This is a genomic window from Arthrobacter sp. 35/47 (genome assembly GCF_000520475.1).
Lineage (GTDB): Bacteria > Actinomycetota > Actinomycetes > Actinomycetales > Micrococcaceae > Arthrobacter_D > Arthrobacter_D subterraneus.
This window is the reverse complement of record NZ_AZHY01000337.1, coordinates 1-17,905: the sequence shown is the minus strand read 5'-3', so window position 1 is coordinate 17,905 and position 17,905 is coordinate 1. Positions and strand designations below refer to the sequence as shown.

At 61.2% G+C, this 17,905-nt stretch carries 18 protein-coding genes and 1 pseudogene; 5 read left to right on the top strand and 14 right to left on the bottom strand.

Annotation, left to right across the window (positions count from 1 at the left end; all coding sequences use genetic code 11):
• From X803_RS0100105 to X803_RS22000, 8 genes are all read right to left on the bottom strand, one after another.
• Positions 1-551: M48 family metalloprotease (locus tag X803_RS0100105; RefSeq protein WP_026543534.1), on the bottom strand; the 551-nt coding region annotated here is incomplete at its 3' end.
• Positions 548-925 (bottom strand): BlaI/MecI/CopY family transcriptional regulator, encoded by a 378-nt coding sequence (locus X803_RS0100100; RefSeq protein ID WP_026543533.1) that lies wholly within the window; start codon positions 923-925, stop codon positions 548-550. The genes X803_RS0100105 and X803_RS0100100, both read right to left, overlap by 4 nt.
• A gap of 81 nt (positions 926-1,006) precedes the next feature.
• On the bottom strand, positions 1,007-1,252 hold the full coding sequence (locus X803_RS0100095; RefSeq protein ID WP_051470282.1) for a glutaredoxin family protein: 246 nt from the start codon (positions 1,250-1,252) through the stop codon (positions 1,007-1,009).
• Positions 1,252-1,911, bottom strand: a complete 660-nt coding sequence (locus X803_RS16755; RefSeq protein ID WP_051470279.1) for a redoxin domain-containing protein — start codon at positions 1,909-1,911, stop codon at positions 1,252-1,254. Before X803_RS16755 ends, X803_RS0100095 begins: the two co-directional genes overlap by 1 nt.
• 1 nt (position 1,912) lies before the next feature.
• A complete protein-coding gene (locus X803_RS16750) occupies positions 1,913-2,860 on the bottom strand; it encodes a cytochrome c biogenesis CcdA family protein (RefSeq protein WP_156929917.1) in 948 nt (315 codons plus the stop codon).
• 101 nt (positions 2,861-2,961) lie between these two features.
• Positions 2,962-3,180, bottom strand: coding sequence for a hypothetical protein (locus X803_RS0100075; RefSeq protein WP_026543530.1), 219 nt, complete (start codon positions 3,178-3,180; stop codon positions 2,962-2,964).
• Positions 3,180-3,401, bottom strand: a complete 222-nt coding sequence (locus X803_RS0100070) for a hypothetical protein (protein ID WP_026543529.1) — start codon at positions 3,399-3,401, stop codon at positions 3,180-3,182. The genes X803_RS0100075 and X803_RS0100070 overlap by 1 nt, the downstream gene beginning before the upstream one ends.
• A complete protein-coding gene (locus X803_RS22000; RefSeq protein WP_162149167.1) occupies positions 3,398-3,571 on the bottom strand; it encodes a hypothetical protein in 174 nt (57 codons plus the stop codon). Before X803_RS22000 ends, X803_RS0100070 begins: the two co-directional genes overlap by 4 nt.
• A 614-nt stretch (positions 3,572-4,185) precedes the next feature.
• On the opposite strand from X803_RS22000, the gene X803_RS16745 reads away from it, so the two are divergent.
• The 4 genes from X803_RS16745 (at position 4,186) to X803_RS0100040 (ending at position 8,964) form a co-directional block, all read left to right on the top strand.
• Positions 4,186-6,084, top strand: a complete 1,899-nt coding sequence (locus X803_RS16745) for a bifunctional copper resistance protein CopD/cytochrome c oxidase assembly protein (protein ID WP_051470275.1) — start codon at positions 4,186-4,188, stop codon at positions 6,082-6,084.
• Positions 6,085-6,178: 94 nt separating this feature from the next.
• The gene (locus tag X803_RS0100055) at positions 6,179-6,931 is read left to right on the top strand and encodes a class E sortase (protein ID WP_253907355.1); all 753 of its coding nucleotides are present in this window, start codon (positions 6,179-6,181) and stop codon (positions 6,929-6,931) included.
• A gap of 376 nt (positions 6,932-7,307) precedes the next feature.
• Positions 7,308-8,153, top strand: a complete 846-nt coding sequence (locus tag X803_RS16740) for a F510_1955 family glycosylhydrolase (protein ID WP_084033212.1) — start codon at positions 7,308-7,310, stop codon at positions 8,151-8,153.
• Between the two features lie 61 nt (positions 8,154-8,214).
• Positions 8,215-8,964, top strand: a complete 750-nt coding sequence (locus tag X803_RS0100040; protein ID WP_026543525.1) for a cytochrome c biogenesis CcdA family protein — start codon at positions 8,215-8,217, stop codon at positions 8,962-8,964.
• Between the two features lie 386 nt (positions 8,965-9,350).
• Here X803_RS0100040 and ccsB read toward each other — a convergent pair whose 3' ends face one another.
• The 3 genes from ccsB to X803_RS16730 form a co-directional block, all read right to left on the bottom strand.
• Positions 9,351-10,376 carry a c-type cytochrome biogenesis protein CcsB gene (gene ccsB / locus X803_RS0100035; RefSeq protein WP_026543524.1) on the bottom strand — a complete coding sequence of 342 codons (1,026 nt, stop codon included), beginning with the start codon at positions 10,374-10,376 and terminating at the stop codon, positions 9,351-9,353.
• Positions 10,373-11,905: a cytochrome c biogenesis protein ResB gene (locus tag X803_RS16735; RefSeq protein WP_343299582.1), complete on the bottom strand. Its 1,533-nt coding sequence runs from the start codon at positions 11,903-11,905 to the stop codon at positions 10,373-10,375. The genes ccsB and X803_RS16735 overlap by 4 nt, the downstream gene beginning before the upstream one ends.
• 73 nt (positions 11,906-11,978) lie before the next feature.
• Positions 11,979-12,584: a TlpA family protein disulfide reductase gene (locus X803_RS16730; RefSeq protein WP_051470271.1), complete on the bottom strand. Its 606-nt coding sequence runs from the start codon at positions 12,582-12,584 to the stop codon at positions 11,979-11,981.
• 493 nt (positions 12,585-13,077) lie between these two features.
• Here X803_RS16730 and lgt point away from each other — a divergent pair, with 493 nt between their 5' ends.
• A complete protein-coding gene (gene lgt, locus X803_RS16725) occupies positions 13,078-13,956 on the top strand; it encodes a prolipoprotein diacylglyceryl transferase (RefSeq protein ID WP_051470269.1) in 879 nt (292 codons plus the stop codon).
• A gap of 471 nt (positions 13,957-14,427) precedes the next feature.
• Here the strand turns inward: lgt and X803_RS16720 are convergent, their stop codons facing one another.
• From X803_RS16720 to X803_RS22585, 3 genes and pseudogenes are all read right to left on the bottom strand, one after another.
• Complete coding sequence (locus tag X803_RS16720) at positions 14,428-15,111, bottom strand: class F sortase (protein WP_035777288.1); 684 nt, start codon at positions 15,109-15,111, stop codon at positions 14,428-14,430.
• A gap of 39 nt (positions 15,112-15,150) precedes the next feature.
• Entirely contained in the window at positions 15,151-15,933 is a 783-nt protein-coding gene (locus X803_RS0100010; RefSeq protein ID WP_026543522.1) for a hypothetical protein, read from the bottom strand.
• A gap of 1,826 nt (positions 15,934-17,759) precedes the next feature.
• Positions 17,760-17,905: pseudogene (locus X803_RS22585) on the bottom strand (IS256 family transposase); the annotation flags it as partial.

The window sequence follows — 17,905 nt, the reverse complement described above, 5'->3', positions numbered from 1 at the left end:
TGCGCCTTTTCGTGGGCGATGACAGCACTTCGTTGATCTTCGTCCAGTGCGCCGAGTGCTGCAGATGTCAGGACGATCTCGTTGTTTCGTCCTGGGAGGCAGTAGGCGGCGGCCGTTTGATGGTCCACTACGAGGAAGCGGCCGCTGGGATCCCTGCGACCCAGCAGTGCCAGAGACTGCGACTGACTCCGGTGGGCCTTTCGTGCGGAGATGAATTCCGAGAAGAGGCAGTACACAGTGCGCGCCATAACGGCTGCGGCCATGAAGGCACCGGCCGTTGTCACCACAGCCCCTCCAGGTGTGGAGTACTGCTCCTGGAGGACCGTGACACAGGCTCTCAGGAAGTCCGCCAAAGTCATAGTGAACGGCATGACCGGAACCGCTAACATAACCCCTGCCAGCACGACACTGGCGATGACAGTTACGGATAACGACTGCCACGCGATGATGCCGACCTTGGGTGAGCGTTCGGCCCATCTACCCTTGCGTAGGAGCGGTGCGGCTCCCGCTGCCGCCACGGCGTAGGCGATGAGTAGGAGCGCCGCGATCACTTGGCGGCCTGGGTTTTGTCCAGTTCCGCGCGGTCCAGCAGTGCCCTCAGCTGCGCGGCCTCTTCAGGGGGTATCTGTTCAAGGAAATGCAGAAGGGTCGCGGTGCGGTCACTCCCACTGGCGAGCACCTCTTGCATGTGGGCCGCGGCGTACTGTTCGCGAGTTTGCGTCGGCCGGTAGCGGAATGCACGCCCGTCCGGTTCACGGTCAAGCAGGCCTTTGCGGTGAAGTGTGTCCATCACGGTCTTGACGGTCATGTACGCGATGTCGCGGTTCCGCTGGATGTCCTCGAGTATGTCTCGTACGGCCGCCGATCCGGAGCGAGACCACATCCGCTCCATGATCGCCGATTCGAGCTGGCCAAGACGGTGCATGCCAGGTCCCTTCTGTCGTACGTGTAACCTGCACTCAAAAGACAATCCTACCGCGCATAGTAGATGCCGGTGGCGGCGGTGCTACTTCAGCCTGCGTCGGAGTTTCTTCTCTGACGGTCGCCCGTAGCTGAAGAGCTGTCCATCAAGCAGGATGCCAGGGGCGAAGACGACGCCGTGACTGATCGCGAGGTTCCGGCCGTGCTCGCTTGTCAGATCAATCTCCTCAATCGACAAGGGTTGCGTGGCTGATATGTCCTGGAGGATGGCTCTTGCCTGCTCACACCAGGCGCAGTTGTCCTGGGTCAGCACGGTGACGGTCGTTGGCATCAGCTGACCCGTCCGGCTTCGAGGTCTTTCATCAGTTGCTGCACCGGAACGTACATGGTGTAGTTCGGGGTGCCTCCGTAGTCGGCCCGCCACTGGATGGTGCCATCGGGGCCGACCAGGATGAAGGTGTGGCCGTTACGTGAATCACCCATCATGCCGTACTTGTTCGCCTCGTAGCGTCGAGAGACGTCCAGGTCAGTATCGGCCAGGGCCACCGATTCCAGGCCATCGTCGGCCATTTTCTGGGCTATGAGATCCACGGGCCCGCTGGTGATGGTTACCAGGGAATCTATTCCGGCCTTCTGCAGAACTGAGGGTGCCATTTCCAGATCCCTGATCTGGTCCCAACAGGGCTGGCACCCCAGCCCCTCATGGAAATAGAGCAAGGTGGATTCGCCGCTGTAGTCGCTCAAATTGACGGTACTTCCATCGGTTGAGGGAAGGGCGAAGTCTGGGGCCGCCTCTCCGGGCCCCGGCGATCCGACGTCGTATACCGTGCTCGCCGCTTCAGCGTTCGTTGGCTTGGGGTTGACCGATCCCTGATAGATCAGGAACAGGCCAACCACAGCAGCGATTACGCCAGCGGCAACCACAAACCAGAGGCCTGAACGGCGTGAGGTCCCTTTGACGGGGGAGGTAGAAGTTTTCGTTGATCCCATATCAGAGGGATTCCTTTCCGGTGACGATACGGTCGGCCTCGGGTTCCTTCGGCACACTTCCATCGCCTGGGCTTGGAGTGACGGCGCTTTGCCCCGCAGCTGGTTTAGTTGCTGGTGGGTCAGTGAGCGGTGACTCCGCGATGATCGTTGAATTGCGTCGGCGGATCGCAAGGATGATCAGTGAAACCAGTGCGCCGAAGATCAGCAGGGTGGTGGTCCAGCCCGGGACGAAGGCCATTAGTTCCTGAACGTTCGAGACGAAATGCGTAAGCGCGGCGGAGAAACGCACTTCCCAGCCGTCGGTTGCCATGCCGGGTCCGCGAATGGCCAAGGCTATCGTTAGCGCGCCCATCACGAGCATGAGCATCCCGGATAGGAAGGTCGCAACTGGAACGCGGTAGGAACTTTTAGGCCATAGCGGTAGCGTGCGCCCGGTGAGGAATTTTCGTTGCCCGATGCGGTGCCGGTCCCAGGCCAGCGCCATGACGCACAAGGGTGCGACCATACCGAACACGTATGCAACGCCGACGGCAAGGGCGGCGGGAAAGGACGATGCGGCCCCGGAGATTGCTGCTACTCCTGCTAACACCGGGGCGCAGCATGCGCTTGCCGCACCAGAGAAAGCGCCGAGCGTGTAGACAGACCGTATGTTGCGTCCACCACCTGATCCACCACGTATGAGCATGGGAAGCATGATTTTTCTGCCCGCCAGGATCAGCGCACCCATCACGATCATCGCCGATCCACCGACTGCGAAGATCGATGTGTGGTACTCAATGAGGAGCCGGCTCAGTGCCGCCGCCCCGAACGCGATTGGCAGGATGATCGTTCCCACTCCAGCCGCAAAAACCAGGGTCATACCCAGAATCTCGGTTTTTCGCCGGAAAGTCGTCGCGAAGAATGCTGGCAGCATGACCGACACGCAGCAGGGGGCAAACAGTGCGACCATGCCGCCCAAGAATGCCGCCAAGATGGTGGTGGACAGGAGTATTTCCTCCACGCCTTACCCTTTCGACCCGCTGATGGTGGACAAGTACATCTGACGGATCGTCAGAGGCGGGAAGATTGGCGCTGGCTTGCCTTGAGGGCCTCCACCTGCTCACGCAGTTGTGCCAGTTCCGCCGCCTGCGTGGATGGTACGTGTTCTCCGGCCGGCCGCGCTTGCCGGCCGAGGGTGCACTGTCCGCGCTGCATGGGTCGGAGGCAGAAAAAGTATGTCAGCGCCAGCGACGCCAGCAAGACCACCACCGGCAGGACTAGCTCGCTCATTAGAACGTTGCCCTGGATTGAGGAGTGGAGGGCTCACCACTGAGGTCCCTCTGACCTGCGCGGAGCTGATCGACCTCTGCGCGCAATTTAGCCAGTTCTGCTTCTTCCGTCGGCTTCACCTGGGCCGGGGAGCTTTTGCTGCCGCGCATCATGAACCACATCATCGCGCCCATGCCGAGGGGGCAGGCCAGCAATGCGAGTGCATACAGTGCTTCGCTCATCGCAGTTCCCCTTCAGCGCTTCCTGCCACGCCCTGAGCAGGCGTCCCTGAGGCACTGTCCATCATGCGTTCGTGCATGCGCATCATGCCGGGGTTACCGTCCTTCATCAGCTCGTGCATGCGCATCATGCCGGGGTTGCCGTCCTTCATCAGCTCGTGCATTTGAGCCATTCCTGGATTGTGGCCGTCCGCAGCGACATGCCGGTGGTTCTCGGAGCCTGCCCCAGCGCCCGTAATCGGCATGGTGCCCGCCCCTGCTGCCGGCATGGCCGCTGCCAAGGACATAACGCCCGTGCCCGCTACCACTGTCATCCACTTTCTCAACCGCATGAATTGGTTCCTTCCATCGTTAATGTGACTACTATGATTCATAGTAGCAGTAATACTAACCTAGCTAGTATTGCGATTTCGATGGCGGCGACTCTTTGTCCTCAACTCGAGGGCCGCTGCGCTTACCCCTACGCCGCTCCCGCGCCGTAGGGGGTAAGGCTGGGGGTGGGGTTGGGTCCGAGCGACTCCACACTGAACGATTGAGTATGCCCGATGGGTGTCGGTTCGCCGTGCTCGCGTTCCCCGGTGCAGAAAACTACTATTTCAGATAGTATATGGCGTTTGGGGTGCGGGGGTCACCGCGCCGGGGAAGCGACGGAGAAGGCTGATGAGCGAAACCCTGTACCTACTGGCCCGGGATCGTGCCCACGGCTTGAGTGCTTGCCGGACGCGCGGGCTTGTATGTGGCCGGAATCGTCCCTTGAGCCTGTTTCTACAGGAGATCTGAATTGCCGATGCAACCGTTGCAGTGGGCTGGTGCAGCGGTCAATGCCTTCCTTCCGCTGCATGGTGACCCGACCATACCGGAGGGTGCGGACGACTTTGTTCTGTGGGCTTTGCCGGTCGCGAAGTTCTTCTTCAACGTTTCCGCCTCTGCTGTTGTTGGGTCGTTGATACTGGCATGTATCGCCTTGAGGCCCGGCAGCCGCGAGTATGGGCGTGCGTTGAACTTCGCGGGTGGCTCGGCGGTCATATGGACGCTCGCCTCAGTCGCGGGTTCGGTTCTGAACTATCTGGACGCATGGGGTGAGCCGCTCACCTTCACAGAGGGGTTCGGTCAGAGACTCGGCCTGTTTCTGACCAGTGTCGGGCTGGGGCAGACCTCGCTTACCACCACAGCCATGGTCGCCGTCGTCACCATGCTCTGTTTCGCGGTGAGGCACATAGGGCTGGTGGCGCTCACCGCGACTGCTGCCATCGCAGCTTTAGTGCCCCTGACACTGAACGGTCACCCGAACTACGGTGAAGGTCACGAAGCCGGAATCCTCGCCTTCGCACTCCACATCATTTCCGCCGCCGTATGGTTAGGCGGGCTCATCACGATTGTCGTGCTCCGCCCCGTCCTGGAACAAGCGCAGCTGAGACTGGTGATTAAGCGCTATTCGACCGTGGCGTTGCTCGCTTTCGCCGTATTGACGTTCTCGGGATTCCTTAGGTTCCTGGCCACAGTGGGCAGCGCTGAAAACTTTCTTTCCCCCTTCGGTTTCCTCGTTCTCGTCAAGATCACAGCGGCTGTTGCCCTTGGCCTGGTCGGCCTTGTCCAGCGGCGCTGGGTACTAGCGAGGATCGACCGTGATACTTCCGGCCGGGCGCCCTATTTCTGGCTACTGGTCAGCCTGGAACTGATCATCATGAGCGTCGCGTCCGTCCTGGCGGTTATTCTGCTGCGCTTGGACGAACCGATACCAGATGACCCGCGTGTCGACTACCGCGTACTGGCCGAGAGCATGGCCGACCAGCCACTCCCACCCGTGCCGGGCGTTTCGACCTTCCTCACCGAGATGGCCTTCGACCCGCTGTGGTTCACGCTGTCAGCGGCGGCCCTCACCTTATATCTCGTCGGCCTGATACGGCTACGCTCGAGGGACGTCAAGTGGCCTCTCATTCGGACCGCGTCATGGTCTGGTGGAGTGTTGATGTTGTTTTACGTCACCAACGGCGGGTTGAACGACTATCAGAATTTTCTGCTCAGTGCGCAGATTCTTGCTCAAACGGCACTGATGACCGTAATTCCACTCCTGCTCGTGCTTGGGCGCCCTGTGGCACTTCTCTTGTCTGCAACGAATGCACGCGCCGACGGCGAGATGGGACCGGGGGAGTGGGTCCGGGCCATAAGCCGCTCACGCCCGGCACGCCTGCTCACCAGCACCTACGCGACGACCGCCCTCCTCATCGTTTCGGTGGTCGTGTTCTATGCATCGCCGCTGCTGGAATGGGCGGCCATGGAGCTCTTGGGCCACCAGTGGATGGTCGCGTATTTCCTGGCGGTCGGCTGCCTCTTCGTTAACTCGGTGCTTCACAGCAGCCGGATGCGTCAGGAGCCAAGGTTTCGGCTGCTGCTGACGGGACTGATCGTCCCGTCCATGTTCTATGCCCTTCTCGGGCTAGGCATCATCAACTCCGGATACCTGCTTTCTGCGGACTGGTACGCGGCGATGGAAAGCCCCTGGGGTATCGACCCATTGGAGGACCAGCAGTCCGGTGGCTGGTACATCCTTGGCCTGGGACTGATCCAGCTGTCGATCCTGGCCATTGCGGTGGGTAGAACCTCGGGTGATGCCGAAAACCGGCGAAACAGAGCGAGCGGGGAAGCGGAAACGGTACCTGCTGTGGCGAAGGCAGGGAACGCATGAACGAAACCAGGGGCGGGCAAAACATGATTATTGGCAGGCATTGGTGATCCGGCATGTTTCCACCAAGGCGCGTTTGCACTCCCGAACAGACGCTGTGAGGCACCGCCCGCTGCGCGCCACTGTGCAGGTTGGCGGCGAGCTCCTGATCACAGCCGGAGTGGTCGTCCTGCTATACATCGCCTGGCAGCTCTGGTGGACCAACGTCGAAGCCGGCGCCCACCACGACGACGTCGTATCGTCATTGGCCGATTCGTATGTCAGCTCCGCACCTGACGGGACCGCAGCCCAGGACCGCGATGCCCAAACGGCGCAACAGGACGACGGCGCCGAGCCGCCGGTCATGGACCCGGTCGCATACGGTGAGGCCATGGGAATCATGTACATTCCCCGCTTCGGTGAAGATTATTCCGTGCCGATCGCCTCAGGTGTCGGGCTGGACGTCCTGGACAAGCTCGGCCTCGGGCACTATCCCGAAACGGGACTGCCGGGTGAAACCGGCAATTTTGCTGTGGCGGGTCACCGCCAGTCGAACGGGAAAGTGTTGGACCTGATTCATACCCTGGTTCCCGGCGATGAACTTTACGTCCACACCGCGGACGGCTACTACACCTACGAGTACCGCGACCAGGAAATCGTGCTGCCACACCGCACCGATGTCCTGCTGCCCGTCCCGACTCGCCCCGGCGTGGAACCCTCAGAACCCTTGTTGACATTGACCACCTGCTGGCCCCGATACGGAGATGAAAAACGGGTTATCGCGTATGCGGTCATGACGTCCTGGCGCCCGCTTGAAGCAGGCCCACCCGCAGCGATCGCGGACCGCGTCGCAGAGATCAGCAGGAGGTGATGATCTAGTGTACGGACGGCTATTCAGAGGCCTTCCCGGCCCGCTGTGGTTACGAATCGCACTATCTACCCTACTCTTGGCGGTTGCAGTGCTCCTGCTGATGCAGGTCGTCTTCCCCTGGGCGGATGAGTTCCTCCCCGCCAACGAATCGGTCATAGGAGCGCAGATTTAGACCCCGTATCAACCTTGGGCCGGGAACTGCCACCGCCTCTGCGTATAGGGGCTGTTCCTCCACGGAGATAGTTGGCGGCGCTTTTGGCCCGCCGCGCACCGTTGCTCTACTATGTAGCTTAGTAATCACCCCTCGGCACTGGAGGAAAGCCACACCGTGACCCAACACCTCATTTCGGCGACTAAAACCCACCGTTCCCCCAGGATGGCCCTTGGCGCCGCCGGCATCGCTGGCCTATTGCTCGTGACCGCTTGCGCGCCGCAAGAAAACCAGAACGCTTCGGATGAAAGCCCCGCGCAGGAAAGCTCCTTCGCCCACGTGCACGGCATGGCCGTCGATCCAGAAACAGACCAGCTGCTGGTAGCCACGCACAACGGGCTGTTCACAGTGGAAGAGGGATCCGTGGAACAGGTCGGGCCGGTGATCGATCTGATGGGCTTCGCCGCCGACAGCGAAGGCCGCTACTACGCTTCCGGTCACCCCGGGCCAGGCTCGGACCTGCCCAACCCGGTGGGCCTGATTGAATCGAACGACGGCGGCAAGACCTGGCAGGAACTGTCCCGGCAGGGTGAGTCGGACTTCCACGCGATGGCTGTCTCCGCCGAAGGCGTCATCGGCTTCGACGGCAAGTTGCGGATCAGCGCCGACGGCCAGGAATGGACCGAGGCTGGTGATCAGATCCAACCCGCCAACCTTGCCGCGCTGCCGGACAGCCCTGTGATCCTCGGAACAACGCAAGAAGGCGTCCAGCGCTCGGAGGACGGCGGCCACACCTGGACACTACCCAAGGATGCGCCGGTGCTACTGATGACCGCCTTCGCCGACGCAGACACCGCCGTCGGGGTGGCCCCGGACGGTGAAGTACACATCAGCCGCGATGCTGGCCTCTCGTGGGAAGCCACCGGAGGGACAGCGACGGAGGCTGGCGCTATCACTGCCGCGCCCGGGGAGGAAGGCGTACGGATATGGATCGCGACGGCAGAGGGCGTGGAATTCTCGGAAGACTCCGGTACCAGCTTTTCGACTTTGGTCGAAGCGGGCGAGCACTAGTACCTATGACTGACGCACGAACCGGCGCGCCGCGGGGCGGTCCACCCGTGTCCCCAGCCCGATGACTATTGGCGAATTCTTCGCCGACACGGTCCAGTCCGGGGCGCTCCTGGTTGCGATTCCGTTGGCGATGATTGCCGGCATCGTGTCCTTCATCTCGCCGTGCATCCTGCCGCTAGTTCCGGGCTACCTTGGCTACGTTTCGGGCTTGACCGACCCCGCACGCCCTGATAACCGACGCAAAGTGTTAGCCGGCGTCGGCCTATTCATCCTGGGCTTCGCCGCGGTCTTCACCCTCTACGGAGCGGCATTTGGTCTTATCGGCGGGTGGATGCTGCGCTGGCAGGACCTCCTCATCAGGGTCCTGGGGATCTTTGTGATCGCCATGGGCCTGGTGCTGGTGGGATGGCTGCCGTTCCTGCAGGGAAGCCAAAAACTGTCCTGGCGCCCGCGCAGCGGCCTTGCCGGCTCCCCCCTGCTCGGAGTGGTGTTCGGTTTGGGCTGGACACCCTGCATGGGCCCGACCCTGAGCGCCGTGCTCGCACTAAGCACCACAACCGGGACCGCATGGCGCGGAGCGTTGCTGGGATTCGTATACTGCCTGGGGCTGGGGATCCCATTTGTGCTGGTAGCACTCGGCGTTGAATGGGTCTCCCGGACACTGGCCTTCGTGCGCCGGCATATGCGTATCTTCAATCTGGCCGGAGGTCTCCTGCTGGTGCTCGTGGGCCTACTGATGGTTTCCGGGATCTGGACACTATGGATTTACCAGCTCCAAAACCTGGCCGGTACCTTTCTTACCCCGGTATAGGGAGCCCGGCCTAGCTCTTTCTCGCCGGACAGAGTCAGCCTCATACCAATTCGGCCGACCACCAACGCCAGTGCAAACAGCGCAGCGCTCATCGCAGTGCGCCTTCAGCGCTAACCGGCCATGCTCTGAGCCGACCCTGTAGTGGGGCCACGACGCGATGCATGCCAGCACCACATCTGGAGTGCATCCATCAACAGTTCGTGCCTCCAAGCCATCTCCGCGTTATGCACCCGGTCAGTGGTGCGCGTGCCTGCTGGCCTTGACCCTCACCTACAAAAAGTCCGCCCGGCCAGCTCTTGCCAGCCGTTCCGCCTAAGGACGGGCGTGGCATATCAACCAGGAGAGTCATGGGCGCGGCAACCACCGGAATCCATACCCGTTCACGCTTACAGCCCGGAATAGGAGTGGAGTCCGGAGAAATAGACGTTGACCACGGTGAAGTTGAAGATGATGCAGAGGTAACCCGTGATGGAAAGCCACGCCGCACGGGTTCCTTCCCAGCCGCGGGTTGCTCTGGCGTGGAGGTACCCGGCGTAGATGACCCAGATCACAAAGGTCCACACTTCTTTGGTGTCCCATCCCCAGTACCGTCCCCAGGCGGCTTCCGCCCAGATCGCGCCGGCCATGAGTGTGAACGTCCAGAGAATGAATCCGATGCCATTGAGTCGGTAGGCCAGTTGCTCCAGGGCCACAGGAGCGGGTACGAGGCGAAGGAACCCGGGGGAGCCGGCCCGGCCTGCTTTCTGGTGTCGGGTTTTGATCAGTTGCAGCACGGACAAGCAGAACGTGAGGGTGAAGACGGCTGATGCGAGCACGGCAATAGAGACGTGGATGATCAGCCAGTAGCTTTGCAGCGCTGGGATCAGCTGGGTTACCGGTGTAGGGTAGGCGATCGCTCCGGCCATCAGCATGATGAGGGCCAGCCCGGTGATCAGTGTCCCCAGGAAGCGCAGGTCCTGGAAGATGAGGCTGATGAGGAACACCGCCATGACGAGCATTGCACCGGTGGTCGTGAATTCGTACATGTTGCCCCAGGGGACCCGGGCTGCGGCCATGCCGCGGGTAATGACGCCCGCCAGGTGGATGATCAACCCGACGATGCTTACAGCGACCGCTATCCGGGCGGCAGGCCGCCGGAGGGGGGAATATCCGATGCCGGTGTCGTCCGCTGTTTTCGGTTCGGTTTCGTTGGGGTCGGCGCCGCCATGGGACCACCTGATCCTTGGTGCGCCGGCGCCGGCGGCGACGGCCGTGGGTTCGGGGGTGTGGGCTGATGCTGTTGCTACGGACGGGAGCTTCCGCGCCCGCATGAGGTCGACTGTGAAGGCGAGGAAGGCGACGGTGTAGGTCAGCGCGGCGAGCAGCATGAACAGTTCGCTGTAATCGCCGAGCGCTTCATTGATCGGGGTCATTGTCTGCTACCTGTCTTCTCGCGTTGGTTCGTGTCGAATTTGGCGCTCCAGTGCATTGAAAGGAGGCCCCCGATTTTGAGTGCTTCCTTGTCCAGGCCGTGGTCCTTGCCCCTGGCGAGCAGGCCATACTCGACCAAGGTCTGCCCGTCGGCGTCTTCGGTGGCTCGTACCCAGGCCCTACGCCGGGGGATGCATAGGGTTGCCACCAGCCCTATCAGTGCCAGTGAGGTGGAGATGAGCGCCATGGTTTTGCCCGGATCGAAGATGATGTCCAGTGCTACGTAGCGCTTCAGGCCCTCAAAGGTGATCGATCCTTTGCCCTGGGGAAGATCGTAGGTTTGGTAGGCGCCCAGCACGATGCCCCCGTCGGGGGTGTTTCGCCCGTTGAGCTGGGTGAGGTTGGTGGTGTCCAGCTGGTACACGTTCCGCGGTGTGCCGTCGTTGAGCCCGAGATCCCCGTAGTAGGAGTTCAGATTCAGTTGAGGATTGAACGGGTCGGGATCTGACCCGAAGGCCACACCGTTTTCGTCGACCACCGCTGTGGGTAGGAAGAACCCGACGAAACCGAGCTGGTCGGGTTGCGCGTCCGGGGCTTTGATAACGATGGTGGAGTTATAGGTGGGATCCTGCGGCAGGGCCGGCACCGGCCCCTGGTACGCGATGTTTCCGTTGCCGTCGCGGACCGTGACCACCGGCGCGTAACCGTTGCCGATGAGGTAAACGTTGGTGCCGCCGAAACCGATCGGTTCGTTCACCCGCAACGTCTCGTCACGGGGTTCAGCTCCGGGGCGCTCCTGAACGGTTATTGAGCCGGTGAAGTCCACCGGATTGCCGTAGTTGGTTTCCCTGCGGTCGAAGGTGACGTCGAAGTCTTCCAGGGTAAGGGAGAACGGCACCAGCCAGTCAGTGTCGAAATTTGTGCCTGGGAAGAAGGAGTCATAGGCGATTTCGGTGTTGGTGAACCCCTCGTCCTCGATGACGAGCTTTTGTCCCCGGTACCCGAACAGCCCCCCGACGGCCACGGCGATGAGTACCCCGATCAGGGAAACATGGAACAGCAGGTTCCCTGCTTCCTTCAAATACCCCCGTTCGGCGGCCACAGAAGGACTCGCCGTCCCGATATCGCGCAGCTGCACCCGGTACCCTCGACGGCGCAGAAGGACAGCTGCGTCCTGCACCGCAACCTCCGGGTTGACGTCGCTGGAGGGTAGGAGCAGCGTCCCGTACTGCGGCATCCGGGAGAGCCTACGCGGAGTGATCGGCGGCTGGGACCTCATGTGTTTCCAGTACACCGCTGCCCGGGGAATCACGCAGCCAATCAACGACACGAACAACAGCAGGTAGATCGCCGAGAACCACACTGATGAATACACGTCAAAGAACTGGAACCGGTCCAGCCACGGGCCAACCTCAGGATTATCCGCGAGGTACTGAGTGACCACCGCCGGATTCGCCGGACGCTGCGGAAACAGGGAACCCGGGACAGCCGCCACCGCCAGCAGGAGCAACAGCTGCAACGCCGTGCGCATACTGGTCAGCTGACGCCATGCCCAACGCAACCCGCCCCGAAAACCCAGAGACGGCTCGGTCACAGATCGTCCCTCAGGGAGCATTTGTTCCGGTTCCGGTATCAGTTTCGTCTACTACAGATTCGACCCTGCCGAGCTCCTCGGTGATGAGGGTTCGCAGAACATTCTCATCTGCTATGCCCAGGACCCTGGCGGCGACTCGGCCTTCTCGATCCAGTACAAGGGTGGTTGGGACAGCCTGTGGGGGCACGTACTCCGTAAGGGACAGCAGAATTTGCCCGTCACGGTCCTCGAAGCTGGGATAACTTATGTCGAAGTTTCGCTCGAAAGCGTCAGCCGTTGCGGATTCATCACGAATGTTAATGCCGTAGAACTGCACGCCCTGTTGGGCGAAGTCCTGGTGAAGCGCAGCGAGGGTAGGGGATTCGGCTCGACACGGGGCGCATGCGGCGTACCAGACGTTGAGTACCACGACCTGCCCGGCCCACTCCTGCGACCCAGCGCGCGTACCGTCGAAAAGGGTCCCCTGAACAGTTAGTGGTTCCCTCCGGCTTTCGGGGGCATACTCCGCTACGGATCCGTCACCAGCGACGTAGCTGGTGCTTCCCGCAGTTGCTTGATCGGCGAGGGGATCCGCCGCGACGCATCCTGTGAGGAAAAGCGAAGCGACGAGGACCACGCATCCGCCGATCCTTCCCACCTTGCGCCCCGAGGCCACCGTGCTATAGGGGTTCATACTTGGCCCCCGCCCCAGCCGAAGGTGGGCTCGGCACTTCGCACCCAAGACTCAGAGTCAACGTAAGTGCAACACGCTCAGACAACACGCTGTTCTGCCCGCCTCCTTCTTGCTGTAGGCCGCCAGTGGCAAATCAACCACCCGATACTATCGACTATAGTAGTCGAAGATCTGCACACGAGTTCCCCTATCCGCAGTGGGAGAGGGTGAGCGGCGCATTCGGCTTCGGCTGGGCGTTCGCTGCTCTCGCACCGCACGGGTGAATCGATACCCCTTCAAAGGACCAGTTATGACAACGAGATTGAATGCCCTACCGGCCCTGCAGTGGGCTGCCGCTGACTATTTCAGCAGTGCAGGACCGGCTGCAGGCCGATGGACAAGCCCGGCACGCCTTGAGACTTCAGCCAGTCGGTGGTTCTAAGTGCAAACGCCTGTCATGGCCCTTTTCGCGAGGGAAGGATCACATATTCCTTCCCCTACCGTCAGCGCGTTCGAGGTGGGGCCTTTCATGATCCACTTCTACGCCTTGACCATCATGGCCGGAATCATCCTGGCTACCTATCTCACCGAGCGCCGACTTGTCGCCCGCGGCGCCGCGAAAGGCGTATCCATTGACATCATTGTGTGGGCCGTCCCCTTCGGCATCATCGGCGGACGGATCTACCACGTCATCACCGACCCGCAGCTGTACTTCGCGCCGGGGCGGAGCGCCCTTGACGCGTTCAAGATATGGGAGGGCGGATTAGGAATCTGGGGGGCAGTCGCCTTTGGCGCCCTCGGTGCCTGGATCGGATGCAAACGGCATAACGTATCTTTCCTGGCCTTCGCCGACGCGGCAGCACCAGGGCTCGTATTCGCTCAAGCCATTGGAAGGTGGGGGAACTGGTTCAACAACGAGATTTACGGTGGTCCCACTACCCTGCCCTGGAAACTGGAAATCCATGAAATGGCCGCCGGGCGGGCAGTGCTCGACGCGGCCGGTGATCCTGTAGTACTCGGATACTTCCACCCCACCTTCCTCTACGAGTCACTGTGGAGCCTTCTGGTGGGCATCCTCCTGCTACTGCTGGATCGGAGACAGCAGATTGGCTCAGGAGGTGTGTTCGCTCTCTATGTCGCCTTCTACACTGCGGGGAGATTCGTCATCGAGTTCATGAGGTCGGACCCAGCGAACCTCATACTCGGGTTGCGGGTAAACACGTGGGTGTCAGGGCTCATTTTCACCCTTGCGGTGCTAGCTTATATCTGGCGCAAAAACTACCCACGGTCCAGTGCGAATCCCGTCCAGGACGAGACTCACCACGTGCGCCACTAGAGCGGGCGTAGATGCGGCTAAACTCTCTTGCATCACCGCGAGAGAACCGTACAGCAGGGCTAACCCGCGCAGTCAATACCGCTGTTACCCAACAAATGCAGCCCGCGTTGAAGTGCCGATTGGTGGAGCTGGTCGGGCGCCTTTGACCGCGAATCGTCGAATTCTTGGCTGCCGGAATCTCTCCACAACGATGCCGCTGGGAGGCTTCGGAAGGAGCCGCTGGACGCCAGGAACCGTTCTATTTCCTGTTGGGTGACCTCTGGGGTCGAATCCCCCTGCGGGGGTCCCATTTCGCGTGGACGGATCTATTCTTCGGCCAAATCGGCGTGTATTACACTCCCGGACAAGACCGAACATGGTTTGTCGCATTGCTGTCCACCTGGGCCTCTCTCGATGACTCGGTCGCAGGACACATGAGGCGTTACAGAAAAAACGCACGTCATAGACCTTCATCCCCCGCGGTCTGGCATGTTAGAGGGCAAGCTTCGCGTAGACGACGTAGTTGTCGTCGAATTCGCCGGTGTTGGGGTCGTAGCCGTCGCAGGTGATGAGGCGTAGTTCGGAGCCTTCTGTGTTGCCGTACACCTTTTGGGTTGGGAAGGCGTCTTTGGCGTACTGCTCAGCACGATCGACGGTGAACGTTGCTGTGGTGCCATCCTTACGGAGCACATTGATGGTGTCCCCGGCTTTGAGTTTCCGCAGGTCAGCGAAGACTCCTGGACCGCCGTCCGTGGCGTTGACGTGACCGAGGAGGACCGCGGGTCCGCGTTCACCGGGAGTGGGAGAGTTGTTATACCAACTCGCGGGTGCGCCTGGATCTCCGGGCGGAACGTCGAGTGAGCCGTTGTCCCGCAGTCCGAGGCTTAGTAGATCGGATCCTGCGCCAATTGCAGGGATAGCGAACGATACAGGGTTCGACTCCGGTAGGACCGGCAGCTGTTCCGGTGCCGGTGCCGGGGCAGGTGTTCCGGGTGCGGGGGTAGTGGGTGTTTGAGTCGGGGCTGGCGCCGGTGCTGTCGCGGAAACGGTCGGTGTTGGTGCTGTCGTTCCTTGGCCTTGGGCGGGCATGTTGGCGGTGCAGCCGGTGAGTAGTAAGACAGCGACCGCCGCAGACGCGAAGTAGGGTCTGCGGCGGTCGCTGGGTGAACTGATCATGTGGGGTTTCTGTCCGATCAGTCCGTGTGCGTTGGTGGGTTATGCTTTGGCGTTGCTGCGGCGGACCATGAAGGTTCCGCCGGCTGCTGCTGCCAGGACGAGGCCGCCACCGAGGGCGAGGACGCCGGTGTTTGATCCGGTTTCCTGGGTAACGCCGGTGTCGGCACCGCCTTCAGGCATGGCGCCCATCTGCTGTGCGGAGATTACTCCACACAGTGCTGGTGAGGTTGCGGCCAGGGGCAGTTCCGGAGCGATGTCGCTCGGTGCTGCTGCGGCTTCGGCGCTCAGCGTTGCCGGGTCCAGGCCGTGGACGACGAGGACGGCCTTACCGGCTTCGAGTCCTGCTTTAGCTTCAGCGTTCAGCTGCACATCGTCGCGCTGGATCTGGTAGCTGCCGCCCATGCCGGCCAGCTCAAGGTTCAAGGCTTCCTCGGGGCCGGTGGCTCCGCTGGTGGTTATCGTCGTGGCGATGGGACCGTAAGAGGGCTGACCCTCGGTGGTGTTGATGACGCCGTCACCGTTTTCGTCAGCTGCCGCTGTGGGGCACTCACCTGCAGCCTGCTCACCGGTGTGGATGTGCTGGACGTGCGGGTACGGGGCGTCATTGAAGATTTCGGCAAGACCGGAGACCTGTAGGTCTACTGAAGCGGTGTCACCGTTGACGTCTATCCAGAAGCTTCCCGTGCCGCCGCTGCCGTTGAGCTCGTTCAGGGTTGCGGAGTGGGAGCCGTCGGCACCGTCGGCCATGGCCGGCGATGCTGCCATCGCCAGGGCGCCGAGGGTGAGGGTGGGTACTGCAAGGAAACGCATTGCCTTATTCATAAGATCAATTCCTTCACTGTGCGTTCGCGCGCACCAGCTCCGGTGCGCTCACTTAGTTGTTCGGAGCGTTCCGCAGGGTTGGATTGGTTTCCCCACAAAGTTTCTTAGCTCAACAGACGAAATGGCTAGTCGTTGAGGGGCTTCTGCCCCACCAGAGCGGGGCAGACAGAACCCGGCGAGAAGCGCCGTGGCGTGAACACAAGTGCGGGCGGGGATTTAGCAGTAAGACAAGTGTGCCCGGTGGGCGACTCTTTACTCGGGGGTGAGGGTAAGCGACATAACCCGGTGGATCACGTTCCATGCTGCTTTCCAAGCAGATGACTGGTTCTCGCTTTGGGAGCACCGTCACGAGGGGCACGATGCTCGAGCGCACGCCTCTGTGCGGGGGCAGCTCATCTGCAGCCCGCCCAAATTCTGCCTAGAAGGGATGCGCTGGAGAGGAGGACTGCGGTATGACGATTTTTCAGCGTATGACGGGGTGGGCTCCTTGCTGGTCCACAAGAGAGGCAAACGGTTATCCACCTTGAAGAACATCGCCATCGTTGTGTGCGGAAGCTGGGAATCGACCCCAAGGTCAAGCAGGACAAGAGGAAGGAATCTCATCTTCAGGTGGAGCACAGAAAGGCGAGGTAGCGTTATTTGTACTCATATGGAGTGAGTGGTCGGGTGTTTCTACCCGGTCGAAAGCATCGGGGAACACAGCCAACGGCCTTCAGCCGTGTGTTCCCCGATGCTCGTCTTATGAAGTCGCCCGTGCCGCTGCCGGCAGCTCATCCCCGGCCGCGGCCGGCCGCCATGATTTCCTGTTGCACTTCGGGCTCCTGCTCCAGCGTCGACGCTGTCTAGTCCGTTGTATCCTGCCGCCAGCGTAACCAGTGAGGGCTCAGCCCGACGCATACCGTCCAATCCTGAGGCAATCGTTAGGCATCCTTGGTCATTAGCCAGCAGTGCCAACACGGTTACCAACAACTCGAAAAGGTGATCGACAGGCGGCACGGAACGTGACGAAGCCAATGACGCATTACTTGTGAATCGTCGTTTTCGAGGTGTTGTGCTTTTTTGGCGGCTCATCCACAGGTGGACGGCTATGAGCTCTATCCTTCGGGCTCCACCCGCCCACAGGTGGATGACCCCCAACAGCCGAGGTCGAGTTTTGCCGCATCGGTGACGTGGTGGGGTGTGTGATCCGGGCTGCCACCGGCAACCATGGATTATGTGAGCTTGACACTCAGATTGGCAGCCAGCGGGTTACTCAGGTGGAGGCTACTGCCGGCCGGTGAGTCTCCACCACACGCCGATAGATGTATTCAGTACACCAATCGGGTGATGACAGAGGAAGATCGTGGTCGCCAGGGTGTACGCGCTCTGTGACGTTGCTGTAGCGTGCGGCAAGAATTTTGGCACGCCCCGGGACAGGCACAGCGTCTGAGGCGCCATTTACGAGATCGACGGGTACCTGCCGTGTTGAGAGGGTGGACAGCGCAGGGAGCCACGTGTCGCTGGTGACGAGTGCGCGGAAACTTTGGATATAGGAAAACCAGGTGTGCTTCACTCCGTCCCGTGCAATTGTGATTGGGATAGCGGGGTTCATTAGGACGGCGAGAGCGGATGCCGTGGTGCGGTGACGACACATCCACCAACACATGGTGCGAGCCAGTGGGCCACTGGAAAGGAGCGCCTCGAACCAGCCCATGTGGCGCACCCGACTAAGCGTCTCCTCGTGTGAGCGGTATAGCGGCGCGTCAAAGGCGATAACTGCGTGCACATCGGGGCGTGTCAAATGAAGTGTGTAAGGGACCAGCTGGTTATCCGTTCTGCCGGGTCGGTCAGATCGGAAGCCTGTTAGGGAATTGGATGGCGAAAGCGTTCAGTGCTTGATGCCATCCCTGGGTCCCGGTGCCCAGCTCGCCACCCCGCAGGGTCTCGATGTTCCGGATCCCGAGATAGACGAGCTTGATTGCTGCCTCGTCGG

Bases quoted from the DNA above. Each gene is read 5' to 3' on its own strand.
- X803_RS0100100 (WP_026543533.1), bottom strand. From the start codon at position 925: ATGCACCGTCTTGGCCAGCTCGAATCGGCGATCATGGAGCGGATGTGG.
- X803_RS0100095 (WP_051470282.1), bottom strand. From the start codon at position 1,252: ATGCCAACGACCGTCACCGTGCTGACCCAGGACAACTGCGCCTGGTGT.
- X803_RS16755 (WP_051470279.1), bottom strand. From the start codon at position 1,911: ATGGGATCAACGAAAACTTCTACCTCCCCCGTCAAAGGGACCTCACGC.
- X803_RS16750 (WP_156929917.1), bottom strand. From the start codon at position 2,860: ATGGTCGCACTGTTTGCCCCCTGCTGCGTGTCGGTCATGCTGCCAGCA.
- X803_RS0100075 (WP_026543530.1), bottom strand. From the start codon at position 3,180: ATGAGCGAGCTAGTCCTGCCGGTGGTGGTCTTGCTGGCGTCGCTGGCG.
- X803_RS0100070 (WP_026543529.1), bottom strand. From the start codon at position 3,401: ATGAGCGAAGCACTGTATGCACTCGCATTGCTGGCCTGCCCCCTCGGC.
- X803_RS22000 (WP_162149167.1), bottom strand. From the start codon at position 3,571: ATGGCTCAAATGCACGAGCTGATGAAGGACGGCAACCCCGGCATGATG.
- X803_RS16745 (WP_051470275.1), top strand. From the start codon at position 4,186: ATGCAACCGTTGCAGTGGGCTGGTGCAGCGGTCAATGCCTTCCTTCCG.
- X803_RS16740 (WP_084033212.1), top strand. From the start codon at position 7,308: ATGGCCCTTGGCGCCGCCGGCATCGCTGGCCTATTGCTCGTGACCGCT.
- X803_RS0100040 (WP_026543525.1), top strand. From the start codon at position 8,215: ATGACTATTGGCGAATTCTTCGCCGACACGGTCCAGTCCGGGGCGCTC.
- ccsB (WP_026543524.1), bottom strand. From the start codon at position 10,376: ATGACCCCGATCAATGAAGCGCTCGGCGATTACAGCGAACTGTTCATG.
- X803_RS16735 (WP_343299582.1), bottom strand. From the start codon at position 11,905: ATGCGCACGGCGTTGCAGCTGTTGCTCCTGCTGGCGGTGGCGGCTGTC.
- lgt (WP_051470269.1), top strand. From the start codon at position 13,078: ATGGCCCTTTTCGCGAGGGAAGGATCACATATTCCTTCCCCTACCGTC.
- X803_RS16720 (WP_035777288.1), bottom strand. From the start codon at position 15,111: ATGATCAGTTCACCCAGCGACCGCCGCAGACCCTACTTCGCGTCTGCG.
- X803_RS0100010 (WP_026543522.1), bottom strand. From the start codon at position 15,933: ATGAATAAGGCAATGCGTTTCCTTGCAGTACCCACCCTCACCCTCGGC.